The following is a 16,948-nucleotide window of genomic DNA, read 5'->3' as shown; positions in this document are numbered from 1 at the left end:
GAGGTGCCGAGTGGTGGGGCAAGAGCGTTTTGCTTACTTTTGCGCTTTTCAAAAGTGAGCCGCCGTCAGGGCGGAACCCTAAGCAGCCGTTACCTAAATAATGGATATGTACTCGTTCCAATCCAACACCCTGGTCGGCCCAGAGGCCGCCATCGGGGGCAAGCCCCCTCCCACATTGGTTTTATATAAGTCAGGAGGACAGGTTTTGTAATAGTTTTGCATTGTAGGAAATTTGTATTTGGGTTGTAGGATTCAAGTCCTTTCGTTATTTCAGGACTTGCATGAACACCCTCTCGGAGCCCCCCAGTCGTCTTTCCCCAAGACACCCGCTGTCTCTGTTCCCGCTCGTACACCCCGTATTTCGTCGACTAACCTTGTCCCGGTCCAGTGACCGCGTTTTGCCGTGTCCGGCATTCTGAACCACTTGAATACAGAGAACCCATAGATGGAATGGTTAGCGGATCCAACGGCCTGGCTCGGCCTTGCGACCTTGATTGTGCTGGAACTGGTACTGGGCATCGACAACCTGGTGTTTATCGCGATCCTCGCGGACAAATTGCCGCCTGAACAGCGCGACCGTGCGCGGCTGATCGGTTTGTCCCTGGCTTTGCTGATGCGCCTGGGCCTGCTGGCAAGTATTTCCTGGCTGGTGACGCTGACCCAGCCGCTGTTCGAGGTGTTCGACAAGAGTTTCTCCGGGCGTGACCTGATCATGCTGTTTGGCGGTGTGTTCCTGTTGTTCAAGGCCACCATGGAGTTGCATGAACGCCTGGAAGGGCATGTGGCCCAGCACAAGGGCAACGTGGCCTATGCGATGTTCTGGCCGATCGTGGCGCAGATCGTGGTGCTCGACGCGGTGTTCTCCCTGGATGCGGTGATTACCGCCGTGGGCATGGTCGATGAGCTGGCGGTGATGATGATCGCGGTGATCGTGTCCATCGGCCTGATGATCGTGGCGAGCAAGCCGCTGACCCGCTTCGTCAACGCCCACCCGACGGTGATCATGCTGTGCCTGGGCTTTTTGATGATGATCGGCTTCGCGCTGACTGCCGAAGGCCTGGGCTTTCATATCCCCAAAGGCTACCTGTACGCGGCGATCGGCTTCTCGATTCTGATTGAAGTGTTCAACCAGATCGCCCGTTCGCGGCGCAAGAAGTCGGCGCAAGGCGTATTGCCGGTGCGCGAGCGCACCGCCCACGCGGTGATGCGCCTGCTCGGCGGTCGCGGCCTGGCGGTGGAGGAGGTCGGTGAAGAGGTGGCCGACCTGCTGGACGCGTCGGATGCTGCGCAAGGCCCGTTGTTCGATCGACGTGAGCGCGTGATGATCAGCGGCGTGCTGCAACTGGCTGAACGCCCGATCCGCACATTGATGACGCCACGGGCCAAGGTCGACTGTATCGATCTGGCGGACGATCCTGAGAGCATCCGCCTGAAACTGATGCACTCGTCCTACTCGCGGCTGCCGTTGATCCGTAACGGCGCGGTGGATGAGCCCTTGGGTTTCGTGCACAAAAAGGAATTGCTCAAGGAATACCTGGCCGGCAACGAGCCGAATCTTGCCCATCTGGTACGCCGTGCGATCAACCTGCTGGAGAGCTTTTCGATCCTCAACGCCTTGGAACAGATGCGTCAGGAATCCACGCACATCGCCTTTGTGATCAACGAATTCGGCGATTTTATGGGGGTGTTGAGCATGACCGACATCCTGGAGTCCATCGCCGGTGAATTGCCGGACGCCAGTGAAATCGAGGGTCCGGATATCGTCGAGGAAGGCGACGGTTTTCGTGCCAGTGGCGCCTTGAACCTGAGCCAGGTCGGTCAGCGCACCGGCTTCAAGGCCGTGGCTACCGAGGATTATCAGACGCTGGCTGGCCTGCTGATGAGCCTGCTCGATCGTCTGCCGGTGGTAGGCGATAGTCTGGAACATCAAGGCTGGCGATTGACGGTGGCCGCGGTTGAAGAGCGTCGGGTGACGCAGGTGGTCTTGCAGCCTTGCTCCGGTCAAAGCGACTGAACAGGCTGTCCACATACTGCTGTTGTTGCTCCACGGGGCCGAAACCCTTGTGCAGCTCCACCCTGGCGCCATGTTCGTAGATCAACAGCGTGGGAGTGCCCGTGACGTCAGGGTGCCTCGGGGTATGGGCACAATCGAGCACCATGCTGACTATCCACGGATGGCGCCAGGCGACTCGTTCGAACAACGGGGCTGCACTGGCGCAGGCCGGGCAGTGCTCCGAGACGAACAGAATAAACACGGGGCGCGGTGTATTCAGTACGCGCTGGAAGTCCTTGGCGCTGGATATATTTCGCGTGGCTGCGCCCATGGTGATCTCCTGTCGACGGCGTTGGTTGTTGCCAACGCTAGGCCGGTGATTCAGCCCCGTCTACTGTCAACCTTCACAGGTCCGGCTGGCGCTCCAGCCGTTCCCGGGCCTTGCGCGCCTGGCTGGCGCATTTTCGGTATTCCTCGTTGTCACGGGACGCCTTGGCCTCGCGGTAGGCATGGTGATTCTGGCTGGTGTAGTTGGTGTCGAAGGCTTCCTTGAGTTTGCGCAGTTGTTCCTTGCAGTCGCGGCGGTCGTTGCTCGCCAGCGCGTTGCCGGCCACCAGATAGCACAGCATTAACAGGCCAAGGCTCAATTTCATCCGGGGGTTCCTCCATGTAGGGGCTTGCTCGCTCTACAGGTTAGCCCAACGGTCCACAGTTGGTGCGCAGTAACACCGTTGTGGGGCAACCGGTAGCAGCCTGATGGGGTGATGGCGCAACGCCGCTGCGTTCTTCAATCGCTATCCTGCTGATCCATAAACAATTTCTCTCGTGCGTATTTTTCCCTGAAAGCATATGGCACACTTTCTGCTGTCTATTCCGTTGTTACATACCAAGTTCCGGTATAGCGGAATACACATCTCCTGGAGTGCTTGTCATGCATCACCGACCTTCCGTGTTCAAAGCGTGTGTTTTTCTCTTCGCCGCCTCGGCGTGCGTCGCCAGCCTCGCGCAGGCGGCGGACAGCAAACTCGATGACGTGCTCAAGCGTGGGCACCTGATCGTGGGTACAGGCAGTACTAATGCGCCGTGGCACTTCCAGGGAGCGGATGGCAAGTTGCAGGGGTTCGATATCGACATTGGCCGCATCGTCGCCAAGGGCCTGTTCAATGACCCGAGCAAGGTCGAGTTCGTGGTGCAGTCGTCCGACGCGCGGATTCCCAACCTGCTGACCGACAAGGTCGACATGAGTTGCCAGTTCATCACCGTCACCGCCAGCCGTGCGCAGCAGGTGGCCTTCACCCTGCCGTACTACCGCGAAGGCGTCGGCCTGCTGCTGCCGAACACCAGCAAGTACAAGGAAATCGAGGACCTGCAGGCGGCGGGCGATGGCGTCACCGTGGCCGTGCTGCAGAACGTGTATGCCGAGGAATTGGTGCACCAGGCGCTGCCCAAGGCCAAGGTCGACCAGTACGACAGCGTCGACCTGATGTACCAGGCCGTGAACTCCGGTCGTGCCGATGCCGCCGCCACCGATCAGTCCTCGGTCAAATACCTGATGGTGCAAAACCCTGGCCGCTATCGCAGCCCGACCTACGCCTGGAGCCCGCAGACCTACGCGTGTGCGGTCAAGCGTGGCGACCAGGACTGGCTGAACTTCGTCAATACCGCGCTGCATGAAGCCATGACCGGCGTCGAATTCCCCACCTACAAGGCCTCGTTCAAGCAATGGTTCGGCGTTGACCTGCCGGAGCCGGCGATTGGTTTTCCCGTGGAATTCAAGTGATCCGCAACAATCGGGGCGCGCGTGATGGCGCCCCATTCAGGTAGTGCCGACCATGAACTATCAGTTGAACTTTGCCGCCGTATGGCGTGATTTCGACACCTTGCTGGCGGGTCTCGGCCTGGGTCTGCAATTGGCCCTGCTGTCGATCGCCATCGGCTGCGTGATCGGCCTGCTGATGGCGTTTGCCATGCTGTCCAGGCACCGCGCGTTGCGCATCTTCGCTTCGGTGTACGTGACGGTGGTGCGCAACACGCCGATCCTGGTGTTGATCCTGTTGATCTACTTCGCCTTGCCGTCGCTGGGGATTCGCCTGGATAAAATTCCGTCGTTCATCATCACCCTGTCGCTGTATGCCGGGGCCTATTTGACCGAAGTGTTCCGCGCCGGGCTGTTGAACATTCCCAAGGGCCTGCGCGAAGCCGGCTTGGCGATTGGCCTGGGTGAGTGGCGTATCCGCGCCTATATCACCGTGCCGGTGATGCTGCGCAACGTGCTGCCGGCGCTGTCGAACAACTTTATCTCGCTGTTCAAGGACACGTCCCTGGCCGCTGCGATTGCGGTGCCGGAGCTGACCTACTACGCCCGCAAGATCAACGTCGAAAGCTACCGGGTGATTGAAACCTGGCTGGTCACGACTGCGCTCTACGTGGCTGCCTGTTACCTCATTGCCATGCTGCTCCGTTACCTGGAACAGCGTCTGGCGATTCGTCGTTAAGGAGGGTTTCCATGTACGAATCCCCCAGTTGGCTGCATGAATTGTGGATTGCCCGGGAGACGCTGTGGGCGGGATTTCAGACCAGTATCTATTGCTCGGCGCTGGCAATTCTCTTCGGCACCCTGATCGGTATCTGCGCCGGGATGGTGCTCACTTACGGCAAGTTCTGGATGCGTGCGCCGTTCCGTCTGTATGTCGACCTGATTCGCGGCACGCCGGTGTTTGTGCTGGTGTTGGCGTGTTTCTACATGCTGCCGGCGCTCGGCTGGCAGATCAGCGCGTTCCAGGCCGGCGCCGTCGGGCTCACGCTGTTCTGTGGCTCCCACGTCGCGGAAATCGTGCGCGGTGCGCTGCAGGCCATTCCCCGTGGGCAACTGGAAGCGGGCAAGGCGATTGGCCTGACGTTCTACCAGTCCCTGGGCTACGTGCTGTTGCCCCAGGCGCTGCGGCAGATCCTGCCGACCTGGGTCAATTCCTCCACGGAAATCGTCAAGGCCTCGACCCTGCTCTCGGTCATCGGCGTGGCCGAGTTGCTGCTGAGCACCCAGCAAGTCATCGCACGCACCTTCATGACCCTGGAGTTCTACCTGTTCGCAGGCTTCATGTTCTTTGTCATCAACTACGCCATTGAATTATTCGGGCGCTACATAGAAAAGCGGGTGGCCTTGCCATGAATCAACTTCAAACAACCGAACCGCTGCTGAATATTCGTGGCCTGCGCAAGCAATACGGGGCAGTGGAAGTGCTCAAGGGCGTCGACCTGAGCCTGCAGCGCGGCAACGTGGTGACCCTGATCGGCTCCAGCGGCTCGGGCAAGACCACCCTGTTGCGTTGCGTCAACCTGCTGGAAGAATTCCAGGGCGGGCAGATAACCCTGGACGGCGAGTCCATTGGTTATAGCGACGTGGCCGGCAAGCGCGTGCGCCATCCCGAGCGCGTGATCGCCCAGCACCGCGCCATGACCGGCATGGCGTTCCAGCAGTTCAACCTGTTCCCGCATTTGACCGCCTTGCAGAACGTGACTTTGGGCTTGTTGAAAGTTAAGAAAATGCCTAAGGACGAGGCGGTGTCGCTCGCGGAAAAATGGCTCGACCGCGTGGGACTTCTGGAGCGTCGCAATCACTTTCCCGGTCAGTTGTCCGGCGGCCAGCAACAGCGCGTGGCGATTGCGCGGGCGATTGCCATGAACCCCAGCCTGATGCTCTTCGACGAAGTGACCTCGGCCCTCGACCCGGAACTGGTAGGCGAAGTGCTCAGCGTGATCAAGGGACTGGCGGAGGAGGGCATGACCATGTTGCTGGTCACCCACGAAATGCGCTTTGCCTATGAAGTGTCCGACAAAATCGTTTTCATGAACCAGGGGCGCATTGAAGAGCAGGGCAGCGCCAAGGATATTTTCGAACGCCCGCAGTCGCCGCGACTGGCGGAATTTCTCAAGAACATTCGTTTTTAATCAAGGAGCTATTTTATGAGCATTACTCGTTACGGTGCCGGCAGTACTGCCGGCGGCGGCCAGCCACGTCCCTTCGCCCGCGCAGTGGAAGCGGACGGCTGGTTGTACGTCTCAGGCCAGGTGCCTGCGGTGGACGGCGAAATCATCACTGGCGGGATCATCGAGCAAACCCGCCAAACCATGCGCAACGTGGTGGCGATCCTTGAAGAGGCCGGCTACGAATTGAAAGACGTGGTGCGTGTCGGCGTGTGGCTGGAAGACCCACGGGACTTCTGGAGTTTCAACAAGGTGTTCGGTGAATACTTCACCCCGGAACACGCCCCCGCGCGGGCCTGCGTGCAGGCGAACATGATGGTCGATTGCAAGGTGGAGATCGATTGCGTGGCCTACAAGAAAAAGGGCTAAATTGGCCCCATTCTCAAGACCACAGCAACTCCAATGTGGGAGGGGGCTTGCCCCCGATAGCGGTGTATCAGTAACAGATGTATGGACTGACACACTGCAATCGGGGGCAAGCCCCCTCCCACAGGGGATCACTGTGTAGCACACACCCAAGACTGGACCGGAACCGCCATGACCGAAGACACCATCAAACGCCGCGCCAAGGGCCTGGACCGTGCGTTCGATATCCTCGATTTTCTCAAGGAGGTCGGCCAGCCGCTGCGCCCGAATGATATCGCCAGTGGCATCGGCAGCCCCAAGTCCACGGTCTATGAACTGGTCGCCTCGCTGCTCGAACGGCGCATCCTGGAAACCGTGGGCAAGGACGGTCACGTCTACCTCGGGCGCCAGCTGTATTTCCTCGGCCAGGCGCACCTGCGTCACTTCGACCTGACCCGCGAGGCCGACCACGCCTTGCAGGAAATCGTCAGCCAGACCCACGAAACCGCGCAGATGTGCCTGCTCAACGGGCGCAAGTACACCGTGGCGCTGATGCGCGAAGGCCAGCGGCATTTCCGTATTTCGTCGGATATCGGTGAAAACGCGCCTATCCCCTGGACCGCTTCCGGACGCCTGTTGCTGGGGCATTTGAGCGACCGGCAGATCATCGACCTGATCGACCCCGACGATTTCATCCTGCCGGATGGCCTGCGCCTGCCCCTGGAGACCTTCCTGGCACAGATCCGCCAGGCCACCCTCGACGGGTTCTTCTCCTTCGACAGTGTGGCCGACACCTTTACCCACTGCTTTGCCGCCCCGGTGCGCGACGCCCAGGGCATCAGCATCGCGACGCTGTGCATCGTTGCCCCTCGGGCCGATGCGAGCAAAAACTACCACGACTATCGCCGGGTGCTGATCGACAGCGCCAACAGCCTGGCCCGGCGCATCACCGAATAGGAATTTCCCATGTCTGCCTTCAATGCCGTTGAAAAAGGCGCCGCCGCCATTGGCGCCCATCTGGTCCGCGACGTTAGCCTGCCGGCCCTGGTGCTGCACCGCGAAGCCCTGGAACACAACATCCGCTGGATGCAGGACTTTGTCAGCAACAGCGGCGCGCAGTTGGCGCCCCACGGCAAGACCAGCATGATGCCCGCCTTGTTCCAGCGTCAGATCACTGCCGGAGCCTGGGGCATTACCCTGGCCAACGCCGTGCAGACCCGCGCCGCCTATGCCGGTGGCGTGCGCCGTGTGCTGATGGCCAACCAGTTGGTGGGCGCGCCGAACATGGCGTTGATTGCCGACCTGCTGGCCGATCAGGATTTCGACTTTCATTGCATGGTCGATCACCCGGACAACGTCGCAGATCTGGGCCTGTTCTTCGCCGCCCGTGGCCTGCGCCTGAACGTGATGATCGAGTACGGCGTGGTCGGTGGCCGGTGCGGCTGCCGCAGCGAGCAGGAAGTGCGCGAATTGGCCAAGGCGATCAAGGCTCAACCTGCGTTGGCCCTGACCGGCATCGAAGGCTACGAAGGCGTGATCCACGGCGAGCACGCCATCAGCGGCATCCGGGACTTCGCCGCCAGCCTGGTACGCCTGGCGGTGGACCTGCAAGACAACGGCTTTTTTGACCTGCCCAAACCTATCGTCACCGCATCGGGTTCGGCCTGGTATGACCTGATCGCCGAATCCTTCGAGCAACAGAATGCCGCCGGGCGCTTCCTCAGTGTGTTGCGTCCCGGCAGCTACGTGGCCCACGACCATGGCATCTACAAGCAAGCGCAATGCTGTGTGCTGGACCGTCGCAGCGACCTCGACGAAGGCCTGCGCCCGGCGCTGGAAGTCTGGGCCCATGTGCAATCGTTGCCCGAACCCGGCTTTGCGGTGATCGCCCTGGGCAAGCGCGACGTGGCCTACGACGCCGGTCTGCCGGTGCCGCTCAAACGCTACAAGGCCGGCATCGTGCCGGCCGAGGGCGATGATGTGAGCGCGTGCCAGGTGACCGCCGTGATGGACCAGCATGCGTTCATGATCGTGGCGCCGGGGGTTGAACTGCGCATTGGCGACATCATTTCGCTGGGTACTTCCCATCCCTGCCTGACGTTCGACAAGTGGCAGGTGGGTTGCCTGGTGGATGAGCAACTGCGGGTGATCGAGACCCTGCGTACCTGCTTCTAGACCGAGTCGCGCCTATCGGGGGCAAGCCCCCTCCCACAGGGGAATGCATTCCAAATGTGGGAGGGGGCTTGACCCCGATGAGGCCATCAGCCCCACCGAGAAATCAGCCATGACCACCCAACCGCGCATCGCCCTCATCGGCGAATGCATGATCGAACTGCAACACCGCGCCGATGGCAGCCTGCACCAGAGCTTCGGCGGCGATACCCTGAACACCGCCGTGTACCTGCGCCGCGAACTGGGCGATATCGGCAGCGTCGACTACGTCACCGCCCTGGGCGACGACAGCTTCAGCGACTCAATGTGTGCGCAGTGGCAAGCCGAGGGCATCGGCCTGGGCATGGTCCAGCGCCTGCCCGGACGCCTGCCGGGCTTGTATTGCATTCAGACCGACGCCAATGGCGAGCGCAAGTTTCTCTACTGGCGCAACGAAGCGGCCGTGCGCGATTGCTTCACCACGCCTGCGGCCGAGCCGATCCTGGCGGCGTTGCCGGAGTATGACCTGGTGTATTTCAGCGGCATCACCCTGGCGGTGCTGGGTGAGGTTGGGCGCGCACGCTTGCTGGACACCCTGGTGCAAACCCGCCGCCGGGGCGGGAAGGTGGTGTTCGATAACAACTACCGGCCACGGCTATGGGCCGATGTGGACGCGGCGCGTGAGGCTTATCGCAAGGTGTTGGCCGAAGTGGATATCGCCTTGTTGACCGAGGATGACGAGCGCGCGCTGTTTGGCTATGAGGACAGCGAGCAGGTGTTTGCAGCCTATCCAGCGATTGCCGAGGTGGTGCTCAAGCGCGGGGCGGATGCGTGTTTGATTCGTTGCGCGGGGGAGCGTTTTGCCGTGCCGGCATTGAAGGTGGAGAAGGTGGTGGACACCACGGCGGCGGGGGATTCGTTCAGTGCGGCGTACCTGGCCGGGCGGCTCAAGGGTGGGTCGCCGCAAGCGGCGGCGTTGGCGGGGCATCGGCTGGCGAGTCGGGTGATTCAGGTGTCGGGGGCGCTGATACCGAGGTGAATGGCCGCCTGTGGCGGATCGGGGGCAAGCCCCCTCCCACAGTTAACCGCGTTTTAACTGCAAGAATGCAGCCCAATGTGGGAGGGGGCTTGCCCCCGATAGCGGTGTAAAGCCAACCCCCTCAATCCCGGTAAAACACCTGCACCAGGTGATAGCCAAACTTGCTCTTGATCGGCCCATGCACCACCTTCACCGGCTTCTTGAAGATCACCGCATCGATCACCCCTACCATCTGCCCGGGCCGCACCTCTCCCAGATCACCGCCACGCTTGCCCGACGGGCAGGTGGAGTATTTCTTGGCGAGCACGTCAAACGCTTCGCCCTTGGCAATGCGCTGCTTGAGCTGTTCGGCTTCTTCGCTGGTCTTCACCAGGATATGGCGGGCTTGGGCTTTCATTGATCTCTACCAGGTGTGCGACGGCGCGCGATTATGCCTGAACTCAGGCCTCGACGCCGATCATGCTGCGGATTTTGGTGGCCAGCAGGTCGATGGAAAATGGCTTGGCGACCATGTCCATGCCGTCCTCCAGGAAGCCCTGGCGTTCAGCGGCTTTCTCCGCATAACCGGTCATAAACAGCACGCGCAGGCCCGGGCGATGCTGGCGGGCGATTTCTGCCAGTTGCCGGCCGTTCATGCCCGGCAGGCCGACGTCGGTCACCAGCAAATCCACGCGCAGGTCCGACTCCAGCAGCGGCAGCGCGGCCCGGGCATCCGCCGCCTGATGAGCGGTATAGCCCAGTTCGTCGAGTACGTTGACCACCAGCATGCGCACCGCCGGGTCGTCCTCGACCACCACCACGGCCTCTCCGGCCAGGGCCACCGGGGCTTCGCCCAGGCTGGCCGGCAGGCTGCTTTCCAGCGCGGTGCCATGCAGACGTGGCAGGTACAGGCGCACGCACGTGCCCTGGCCGGGCTCGCTCTGGATAGTCACATGGCCCCCGGACTGTTGGGCGAAGCCGTAGATCATCGACAAGCCCAGGCCGGTGCCTTGGCCGATGGGTTTGGTGGTGAAGAACGGATCGAAGGCCTTGGCGAGGATTTTCGGCGCCATGCCGCTGCCGTTGTCGCGCACGCCGAGCATCACGTAGTCGCCGGCCTTGACCGGCTCCAGGGTGGTGATATCGGTGCCGTCCAGATAGCTGTTGGCGGTTTCGATCAGCAGTTCGCCGCCGTCGGGCATGGCATCGCGGGCGTTGATCACCAGGTTGAGCAGGGCGTTTTCCAGTTGGCTGGCGTCGGTGTTCACCGGCCAGATGTCTTTGCCAAGCTGCACGGTGAGGGTGATATGCGCGCCCTTGGTGCGGCGAAAGAGATCCTCCAGGGACGCCACCAGCTGGTTGGGGTCGGTGGGGCGTCGGTCCAGCGATTGGCGCCGTGAGAACGCCAGCAGCCGGTGGGTAAGGGCGGCGGCGCGGTGGGCGGACGTCACGGCGGCATCGGCAAAGCGGCCGATGTCCTCGCTGCGGCCGTCGGCAATGTAGCGTTGCATCAGGTCCAGGCTGCCGATGATACCGGTGAGCATATTGTTGAAGTCGTGGGCGATACCGCCCGTGAGCTGGCCCACCGCTTCCATTTTCTGCGCGTGGCGCAAGGCGTCTTCGGCCCGTTCGCGTTCGAACATTTCATTCTGCAGGCGCTGGTTGGCCTCGGCCAGTGCCTGGGTGCGCTGGGCCACGCGTTCTTCGAGGTTCTCATTGAGATGGCGCAGGGCTTCTTCGGTAAGCTTGCGTTCGGTCTCGTCGATCACAAAGATGTAGAAACCGTTCACCGAGCCGTCGTTGCTGAAGCGCGGCAGGTACTTCATCAAGGCATGGCGCGCGCGCCCGTCGCGGTGCGGCGTGACGGTCATGAAACTGCACGCCTTGCCGTTGAGTGCGGCGGCGATCTTGTCGGCGCGTCCGGCGTATACGTCGTCGCCGATGACTTCGCGGATGGTCTTGCCGTACAGCTCTTGAGGCGTTTGGCCGTACCAGTCGAGGTAGGCACTGTTGTTCAGGCGAAAGCGCTGCTCGTGGTCGACGTAGCCGATCAACACCGGCATGGCGTTGATGATCAGTTGCAGCTCGGTCTGGCTTTGACGCAGCGCCTGTTCGGTGTGCTTGCGCTCGGTGAGGTCGAGCGCGGCGCCAAGGAACCGCGCCGGCCGTCCGTGCGGGTCCTTGTAGCAACGGCCACGGGCAAACACCCAGCGCACCTGGCCGTCGGCTTGCTGCAGGCGGTATTCCTCGGCGTATTCGGTGCCGTGGGTGATGCAGTGCTTGATGCTGCGCGTGACCGTGCCACGGTCTTCGGGGTGCACGCCGAGCAGGTAGGCGCTGATGGGCAACAGGCCGGCGTCATTCGGGTCGACGCCATGCAAGTGAGCGAAATGCGCGTCGGCGATAAAGCGGTCTTCGCCGATGTCCCAGTCCCAGGTGCCCACCGCGTCGGTCGCCGCCAGTGCCAGCTGCAGGCGCTGCTCGGTGCTGTGCTGGGCCTTGAGGCTGTCTTCGGAACGCTGCTGCAATTCGAGGGTTTTGCTGCGCCGCTCGTTGGTTTCGATGGCGGTGACCAGGATGCCGGCCACGCGGCCGCTTTCATCGCGCACCGGGCTGTAGGTCAGGTCGAGCCAGATTTCAGTGTCGCGCTGGTTGCGCTGCAGCACGAAACATTGCTCGCTGAAGGTCCGCACCTGGCCACCGAGCACCGCGTCGTAGATCGGCGCGGCAAAGCCCTGCAGTTCCGGCCAGGTGGTGTGTACCGGCTGGCCGAGGGCGTCGGGGTGCTTGTTGCCGGCCAGCAGGGCGAAGCCATCGTTGTAGAGCTGGATGAGTTGCTCGCCCCAGAGCAGCAGCATCGGCATGGGCGAATGCACCACGATATCCACGGCGGTGCGCAGACTTTGCGGCCAGCCACTGGCCTCACCGAGGGGGCTTTGCGCCCAGTCCAGCCGCTCGATCAGTGCAGCGGCCTCGCTACCGGTGGATGTTCCATTCATGAAAAAGCCCTGCGCTTGACGCTTTGAAAAAAAGACAACACCTATTATCCCTAGAGAGAACCACGGGTGGCTACCTCGGAAAATAGCATGCATTTTTGGATTTTTTCAAAAACGCCGCGTCAGCGCTGAAACCTTTCATCTATCCAGCCAGCTCAGGGCGGTCGCGAAATTGCTCGAGCGCCTGGGGATTGGCCAGCGCATCGGTGTTTTTCACCGGCTCACCGTGCACGACGTTGCGCACTGCCAATTCGACGATCTTGCCGCTGATGGTGCGGGGGATATCCGTGACCGCGAGGATCTTCGCCGGCACATGGCGCGGCGTGGTATTGGTACGGATCACCTGGCGAATCTGCTGCTCCAGCGCCTCATCCAGTTGCACACCGTGGTCAAGGCGCACAAACAGCACCACGCGCACATCGTCCTGCCAGCGCTGGCCGATGGCGAGGCTCTCCAGCACCTGGGGGACTTTTTCCACCTGGCGATAAATCTCGGCGGTGCCGATGCGCACGCCGCCAGGGTTGAGCACTGCGTCGGAGCGGCCGTGGATCAGCAGGCTGCCATTGGGACGCTGTTCGGCATAGTCGCCCTGGGCCCACACGCCGGGGAACTGGCTGAAATACGACGCGCGCAGTTTGTGCTGCTGTGGATCGTTCCACAGCCCGATGGGCATGGCCGGAAAGTGCCGGGTACACACCAGTTCGCCTTTTTCGCCGAGCAGCGGCCGGCCCTGGTCGTCCCACACTTCAATGGCCATCCCCAGGCTCTTGCACTGCATTTCGCCACGGCGCACCGGCAGCACCGGGTTGCCGATCACGAAGCAGGAGACGATATCGGTGCCGCCGGACATGGACGACAGGCACAGCTCGCCCTTGATCTCGCGGTACACATAGTCGTAACTCTGGGGCGACAACGGCGAACCGGTGGAAATCAGGCCCTTGAGACTGCTCAGGTGGTGGCTCAGGCGTGGCTGCAGCCCGGCTTTCTCCAGGGTGACCAGGAATTTGGGGCTGGTGCCGAACACACTGATGTTTTCCGCGTCGATCAGGTCGATCAAACGCTCGGGTCCGGGATGGAACGGCGAGCCGTCATACAGCACCGCCGTGGCGCCAATCGCCAGCACCGACACCAGCCAGTTCCACATCATCCAGCCGCAGGTGGTGTAGTAGAACAGGCAGTCCTCACGGGACAGGTCGGCGTGCAGGCCGTGTTCCTTGAGGTGGGTGAGCAACACGCCGCCGCTGCCGTGAATGATGCACTTGGGCACGCCGGTAGTACCGCTGGAATAGAGGATATACAGCGGATGATCGAACGGCACCGCGACAAACTCAGGCTCGCCGCCGGCCTGGTAGACGTCGTCCCACAGCCTGACCCGGGCCTGGGTCAGGTAGTCGCCGACCTGCGCCTGCGGGCGGGCGTAGGGCACGATGATCAGTTGTTCCAGGGACGGCAGCCGTTCGAGGATTTCATTGAGCTTGGCGCTCTGGTCGATGGTCTTGCCGGCATAGCGATAACCGGCGCAGGTGATCAGCACCTTGGGTTCGATCTGGCCGAATCGGTCGATCACGCCCTGAGTACCGAAATCCGGCGAGGAGCACGACCAGATCGCCCCAAGGCTGGTGGTGGCGAGCATGCCGACCAGGGTTTGCCAGGTGTTGGGCATGCACGCGGCCACCCGGTCACCGAGGCCGACCCCGGCCGCGCGCAGGCTGTTTTGCAGGCCGGCCACGTGGGCGGCCAACTCGGCGTAGGTCAGTTGTTCGCGCTGGCCGTCTTCGCTGATGGCAACCACGGCAGGGTGATCGTCGCGACGGCGCAGCAAGTGCTCTGCAAAGTTCAACGTCGCGCCGGGAAACCATTGGGCGCTGGGCATTTCGGTGCCTTCGATCAACGTGGCGCTGGGCGGGCTGCGAAAGTGCACGTCAAAGAACGCCACGATGGCCTGCCAGAAGTCCGCGCGCTGGTCGATGCTCCATTGGTGCAGGGCGGGGTAGTCGCTGAGCTGCAAGTCGTGGCGAGCATTGATGAAACGTCGGAACTGGTCCATCCGTGTGTTGGCGATGCGTTCGGGGGAGGGTTGCCAGAGGGTGTCGGACATAGCGAGATCTCTTGTTCTTATATGAGGTTTGTCAGGCGAAGCAAGTCCAATGTCTGGGGTTATTGGGCCAGCCAGCCGCCATCGATATTCCACGCCGCACCCCGCACCTGGGCGCCGGCCTCACTGCATAAAAACAACACCAACTCACCCAACTGCGACGGCGTCACAAACGCCAGCGACGGCTGCTTCTCCGCCAGCAGATCCTGCTGCGCCTGCTGCGGCTGCACCCCACTGGCCACGCGATCATCTATCTGCTTCTGCACCAGCGGGGTCAGCACCCAGCCTGGGCAAATGGCATTGCACGTCACGCTGCTGGTGGCGGTTTCCAGGCCGACGACTTTGGTCAGGCCGATGACCCCGTGCTTGGCCGCCACATAAGCCGCCTTGCCCACCGAACCCACCTGGCCATGCACCGAGGCAATATTGACGATGCGTCCCCAGCCCCTGGCCTTCATGCCCGGCAGGCTCAGGCGGGTGGCGTGGAACACCGATGACAGGTTGATGGCGATGATCGCGTCCCAGCGTTCCACCGGAAAGTCTTCCACCGCTGCCACGTGCTGGATGCCGGCGTTGTTGACCAGAATGTCGACGCCGCCGAACTCCCGCTCGGCATAGGCGAACATCTCGGCGATCTGCGCCGGGTCGCTGACATCCGCCGGGTGATGCCCGACCTTGCCGCCAAACGCCTGCACCTGGGCGATCACCGCGCCGGCGTCACCGAAGCCGTTGAGGATCAGGTTGGCGCCGGCCTTGGCCAGGCTCAGGGCAATGCCCAGGCCGATGCCGCTGGTGGAGCCGGTGACCAGGGCCGTCTTGCCGTTCAATGTCGTCATGAAAACCTCACACAATGCCGGTGGCGTAGAAAGTACCGATCACCACGAACACCGCGAGGGTCTTGATGATCGTGATGCCGAAAATGTCCTTGTAGGCTTCGCGGTGAGTCAGCCCGGTCACCGCCAGCAGCGTGATCACCGCGCCGTTGTGGGGCAGGGTGTCCATGCCGCCGCTGGCCATGGCCGCGACCCGGTGCAGCACTTCAAGGGGGATATTGGCCGCATGGGCCGCTGAAATAAAGCTCTCGGACATGGCCGCCAGGGCGATGCTCATGCCGCCGGACGCGGAGCCGGTAATCCCCGCCAGCAGGGTCACGGTAATGGCTTCGTTGACCAGCGGGTTGGGGATGCCCTTGAGCCAGTCCGCCAGCACCAGAAAGCCCGGCAACGACGCAATTACCGCACCAAAGCCATATTCCGAGGCGGTGTTCATGGCGGCGAGCAGCGCGCCGCTGACTGCACTTTTACTGCCTTCGGCCAGCTTGCTCTTGATCGCCGAGAAGCCGAACACCAGCACCACGATAATCCCCACCAGCAACGCCGCCTGCACCGCCCAGATCGCCGTGAGCTTGGCGATGTCGGTGGTCACCGGGGTGCTCATGCCGGGCAGGCTGAGGCTGTGGGTCTTGCCGTACCACTGCGGGATCCAGTGGGTGAACAGCAGGTTCATCACCCCCACCAGAATCAGCGGCGACAGCGCGACCCAGGGGTTGGGCAGGGTCAGGTTTTCGGCGGTTTCCGGTTCGTTGCGCAGCTCGGTGCCATAGCCTTCACCTGCGTGCTGGGCCTTGTTGCGCTGGCGTGCCAGGTACAGCATGCCGGCGCAGAACACGAAGATCGTGCCGATCAGCCCCAGCCACGGCGCCGCCCACGCGGTGGTGTTGAAGAAGGTGCTGGGGATGATGTTCTGGATCTGCGGCGTGCCGGGCAGGGCGTCCATGGTGAACGAAAACGCACCGAGGGCGATGGTGGCCGGGATCAGGCGCTTGGGGATATTGCTCTGGCGGAACATCTCCGCCGCAAACGGGTACACCGCAAATACCACCACGAACAGCGACACACCGCCGTAGGTGAGCAGGGCGCAGACCAGCACGATCACCAGCATCGCCTGGCGCGTACCGAGCACACGAATGGCGGCGGCGACAATCGAGCGCGAAAAGCCCGACAGCTCGATCAGCTTGCCGAATACCGCGCCGAGCAGGAACACCGGGAAATACAGCTTGATAAAGCCGACCATCTTTTCCATGAACACCCCGGTAAAGGCCGGGGCGACAGCGGACGGGTCGGTGAGCAGCACCGCGCCGAGGGCGGCGATTGGGGCAAACAGGATGACGCTGTAGCCACGGTAGGCAGCCAGCATCAGCAGCGCCAGGGCTGCCAGGGCAATGATCACACTCATGGTGTGTCTCCATCGGATTGTTATTGTTGTGGGGTGGGGCTTTGGGGGAGGTATAGCGAGATGTGTGCCAAGTATTTAACGTGTTGAAATACAAGGTTATTTATTGGGTTTTCGTCAAGTTCTTCAGGTCA

At 62.0% G+C, this 16,948-nt stretch carries 15 protein-coding genes and 1 pseudogene; 9 read left to right on the top strand and 7 right to left on the bottom strand.

The genetic code is table 11. From position 1 onward, the window contains the following. Positions 1–445 precede the first annotated feature (445 nt). Positions 446–2,014 carry a TerC family protein gene (locus BFP93_RS11020; RefSeq protein ID WP_065893100.1) on the top strand — a complete coding sequence of 523 codons (1,569 nt, stop codon included), beginning with the start codon at positions 446–448 and terminating at the stop codon, positions 2,012–2,014. Between the two features lie 28 nt (positions 2,015–2,042). Here BFP93_RS11020 and BFP93_RS27385 read toward each other — a convergent pair. Beyond that, positions 2,043–2,324: pseudogene (locus tag BFP93_RS27385) on the bottom strand (thioredoxin family protein); the annotation flags it as partial. 73 nt (positions 2,325–2,397) lie between these two features. Further along, on the bottom strand, positions 2,398–2,646 hold the full coding sequence (locus tag BFP93_RS11015; RefSeq protein ID WP_065893099.1) for a hypothetical protein: 249 nt from the start codon (positions 2,644–2,646) through the stop codon (positions 2,398–2,400). 278 nt (positions 2,647–2,924) lie between these two features. Between BFP93_RS11015 and BFP93_RS11010 the strand changes: the two genes are divergently transcribed. From BFP93_RS11010 to BFP93_RS10975, 8 genes are all read left to right on the top strand, one after another. Further along, on the top strand, positions 2,925–3,773 hold the full coding sequence (locus BFP93_RS11010) for a transporter substrate-binding domain-containing protein (protein ID WP_065893098.1): 849 nt from the start codon (positions 2,925–2,927) through the stop codon (positions 3,771–3,773). A 52-nt stretch (positions 3,774–3,825) separates the two neighbouring features. After that, positions 3,826–4,488 carry an amino acid ABC transporter permease gene (locus BFP93_RS11005; RefSeq protein WP_017737242.1) on the top strand — a complete coding sequence of 221 codons (663 nt, stop codon included), beginning with the start codon at positions 3,826–3,828 and terminating at the stop codon, positions 4,486–4,488. 11 nt (positions 4,489–4,499) lie between these two features. Next, positions 4,500–5,162 carry an amino acid ABC transporter permease gene (locus tag BFP93_RS11000; protein WP_065893097.1) on the top strand — a complete coding sequence of 221 codons (663 nt, stop codon included), beginning with the start codon at positions 4,500–4,502 and terminating at the stop codon, positions 5,160–5,162. Then, the gene (locus BFP93_RS10995; RefSeq protein WP_065893096.1) at positions 5,159–5,941 is read left to right on the top strand and encodes an amino acid ABC transporter ATP-binding protein; all 783 of its coding nucleotides are present in this window, start codon (positions 5,159–5,161) and stop codon (positions 5,939–5,941) included. Before BFP93_RS11000 ends, BFP93_RS10995 begins: the two co-directional genes overlap by 4 nt. A 15-nt stretch (positions 5,942–5,956) precedes the next feature. Next, the gene (locus BFP93_RS10990; RefSeq protein ID WP_010210958.1) at positions 5,957–6,346 is read left to right on the top strand and encodes a RidA family protein; all 390 of its coding nucleotides are present in this window, start codon (positions 5,957–5,959) and stop codon (positions 6,344–6,346) included. 168 nt (positions 6,347–6,514) lie between these two features. After that, positions 6,515–7,279 (top strand): IclR family transcriptional regulator, encoded by a 765-nt coding sequence (locus BFP93_RS10985; RefSeq protein WP_065887465.1) that lies wholly within the window; start codon positions 6,515–6,517, stop codon positions 7,277–7,279. 9 nt (positions 7,280–7,288) lie between these two features. Continuing rightward, complete coding sequence (locus BFP93_RS10980) at positions 7,289–8,497, top strand: amino acid deaminase (RefSeq protein WP_065893095.1); 1,209 nt, start codon at positions 7,289–7,291, stop codon at positions 8,495–8,497. 109 nt (positions 8,498–8,606) lie between these two features. Beyond that, positions 8,607–9,512 (top strand): sugar kinase, encoded by a 906-nt coding sequence (locus BFP93_RS10975; protein ID WP_065893094.1) that lies wholly within the window; start codon positions 8,607–8,609, stop codon positions 9,510–9,512. A 121-nt stretch (positions 9,513–9,633) separates the two neighbouring features. Here the strand turns inward: BFP93_RS10975 and BFP93_RS10970 are convergent, their stop codons facing one another. From BFP93_RS10970 to BFP93_RS10950, 5 genes are all read right to left on the bottom strand, one after another. After that, positions 9,634–9,909: a peptidylprolyl isomerase gene (locus BFP93_RS10970; RefSeq protein ID WP_010564624.1), complete on the bottom strand. Its 276-nt coding sequence runs from the start codon at positions 9,907–9,909 to the stop codon at positions 9,634–9,636. A gap of 43 nt (positions 9,910–9,952) precedes the next feature. Further along, on the bottom strand, positions 9,953–12,490 hold the full coding sequence (locus tag BFP93_RS10965; RefSeq protein ID WP_065893093.1) for a PAS domain-containing protein: 2,538 nt from the start codon (positions 12,488–12,490) through the stop codon (positions 9,953–9,955). A 139-nt stretch (positions 12,491–12,629) separates the two neighbouring features. Next, complete coding sequence (locus tag BFP93_RS10960; protein ID WP_065893092.1) at positions 12,630–14,585, bottom strand: acetoacetate--CoA ligase; 1,956 nt, start codon at positions 14,583–14,585, stop codon at positions 12,630–12,632. A gap of 59 nt (positions 14,586–14,644) precedes the next feature. After that, positions 14,645–15,418 (bottom strand): 3-hydroxybutyrate dehydrogenase, encoded by a 774-nt coding sequence (locus BFP93_RS10955; protein ID WP_065893091.1) that lies wholly within the window; start codon positions 15,416–15,418, stop codon positions 14,645–14,647. Positions 15,419–15,425: 7 nt separating this feature from the next. Further along, complete coding sequence (locus tag BFP93_RS10950) at positions 15,426–16,817, bottom strand: GntP family permease (protein WP_065893090.1); 1,392 nt, start codon at positions 16,815–16,817, stop codon at positions 15,426–15,428. Positions 16,818–16,948: the final 131 nt, after the last annotated feature.

The sequence above is a fragment of the Pseudomonas sp. 44 R 15 genome, from assembly GCF_900004965.1.
Lineage (GTDB): Bacteria > Pseudomonadota > Gammaproteobacteria > Pseudomonadales > Pseudomonadaceae > Aquipseudomonas > Aquipseudomonas orientalis_A.
The sequence above is the reverse complement of the archived record's forward strand: the minus strand, read 5'-3'. Positions and strand labels throughout refer to the sequence as shown.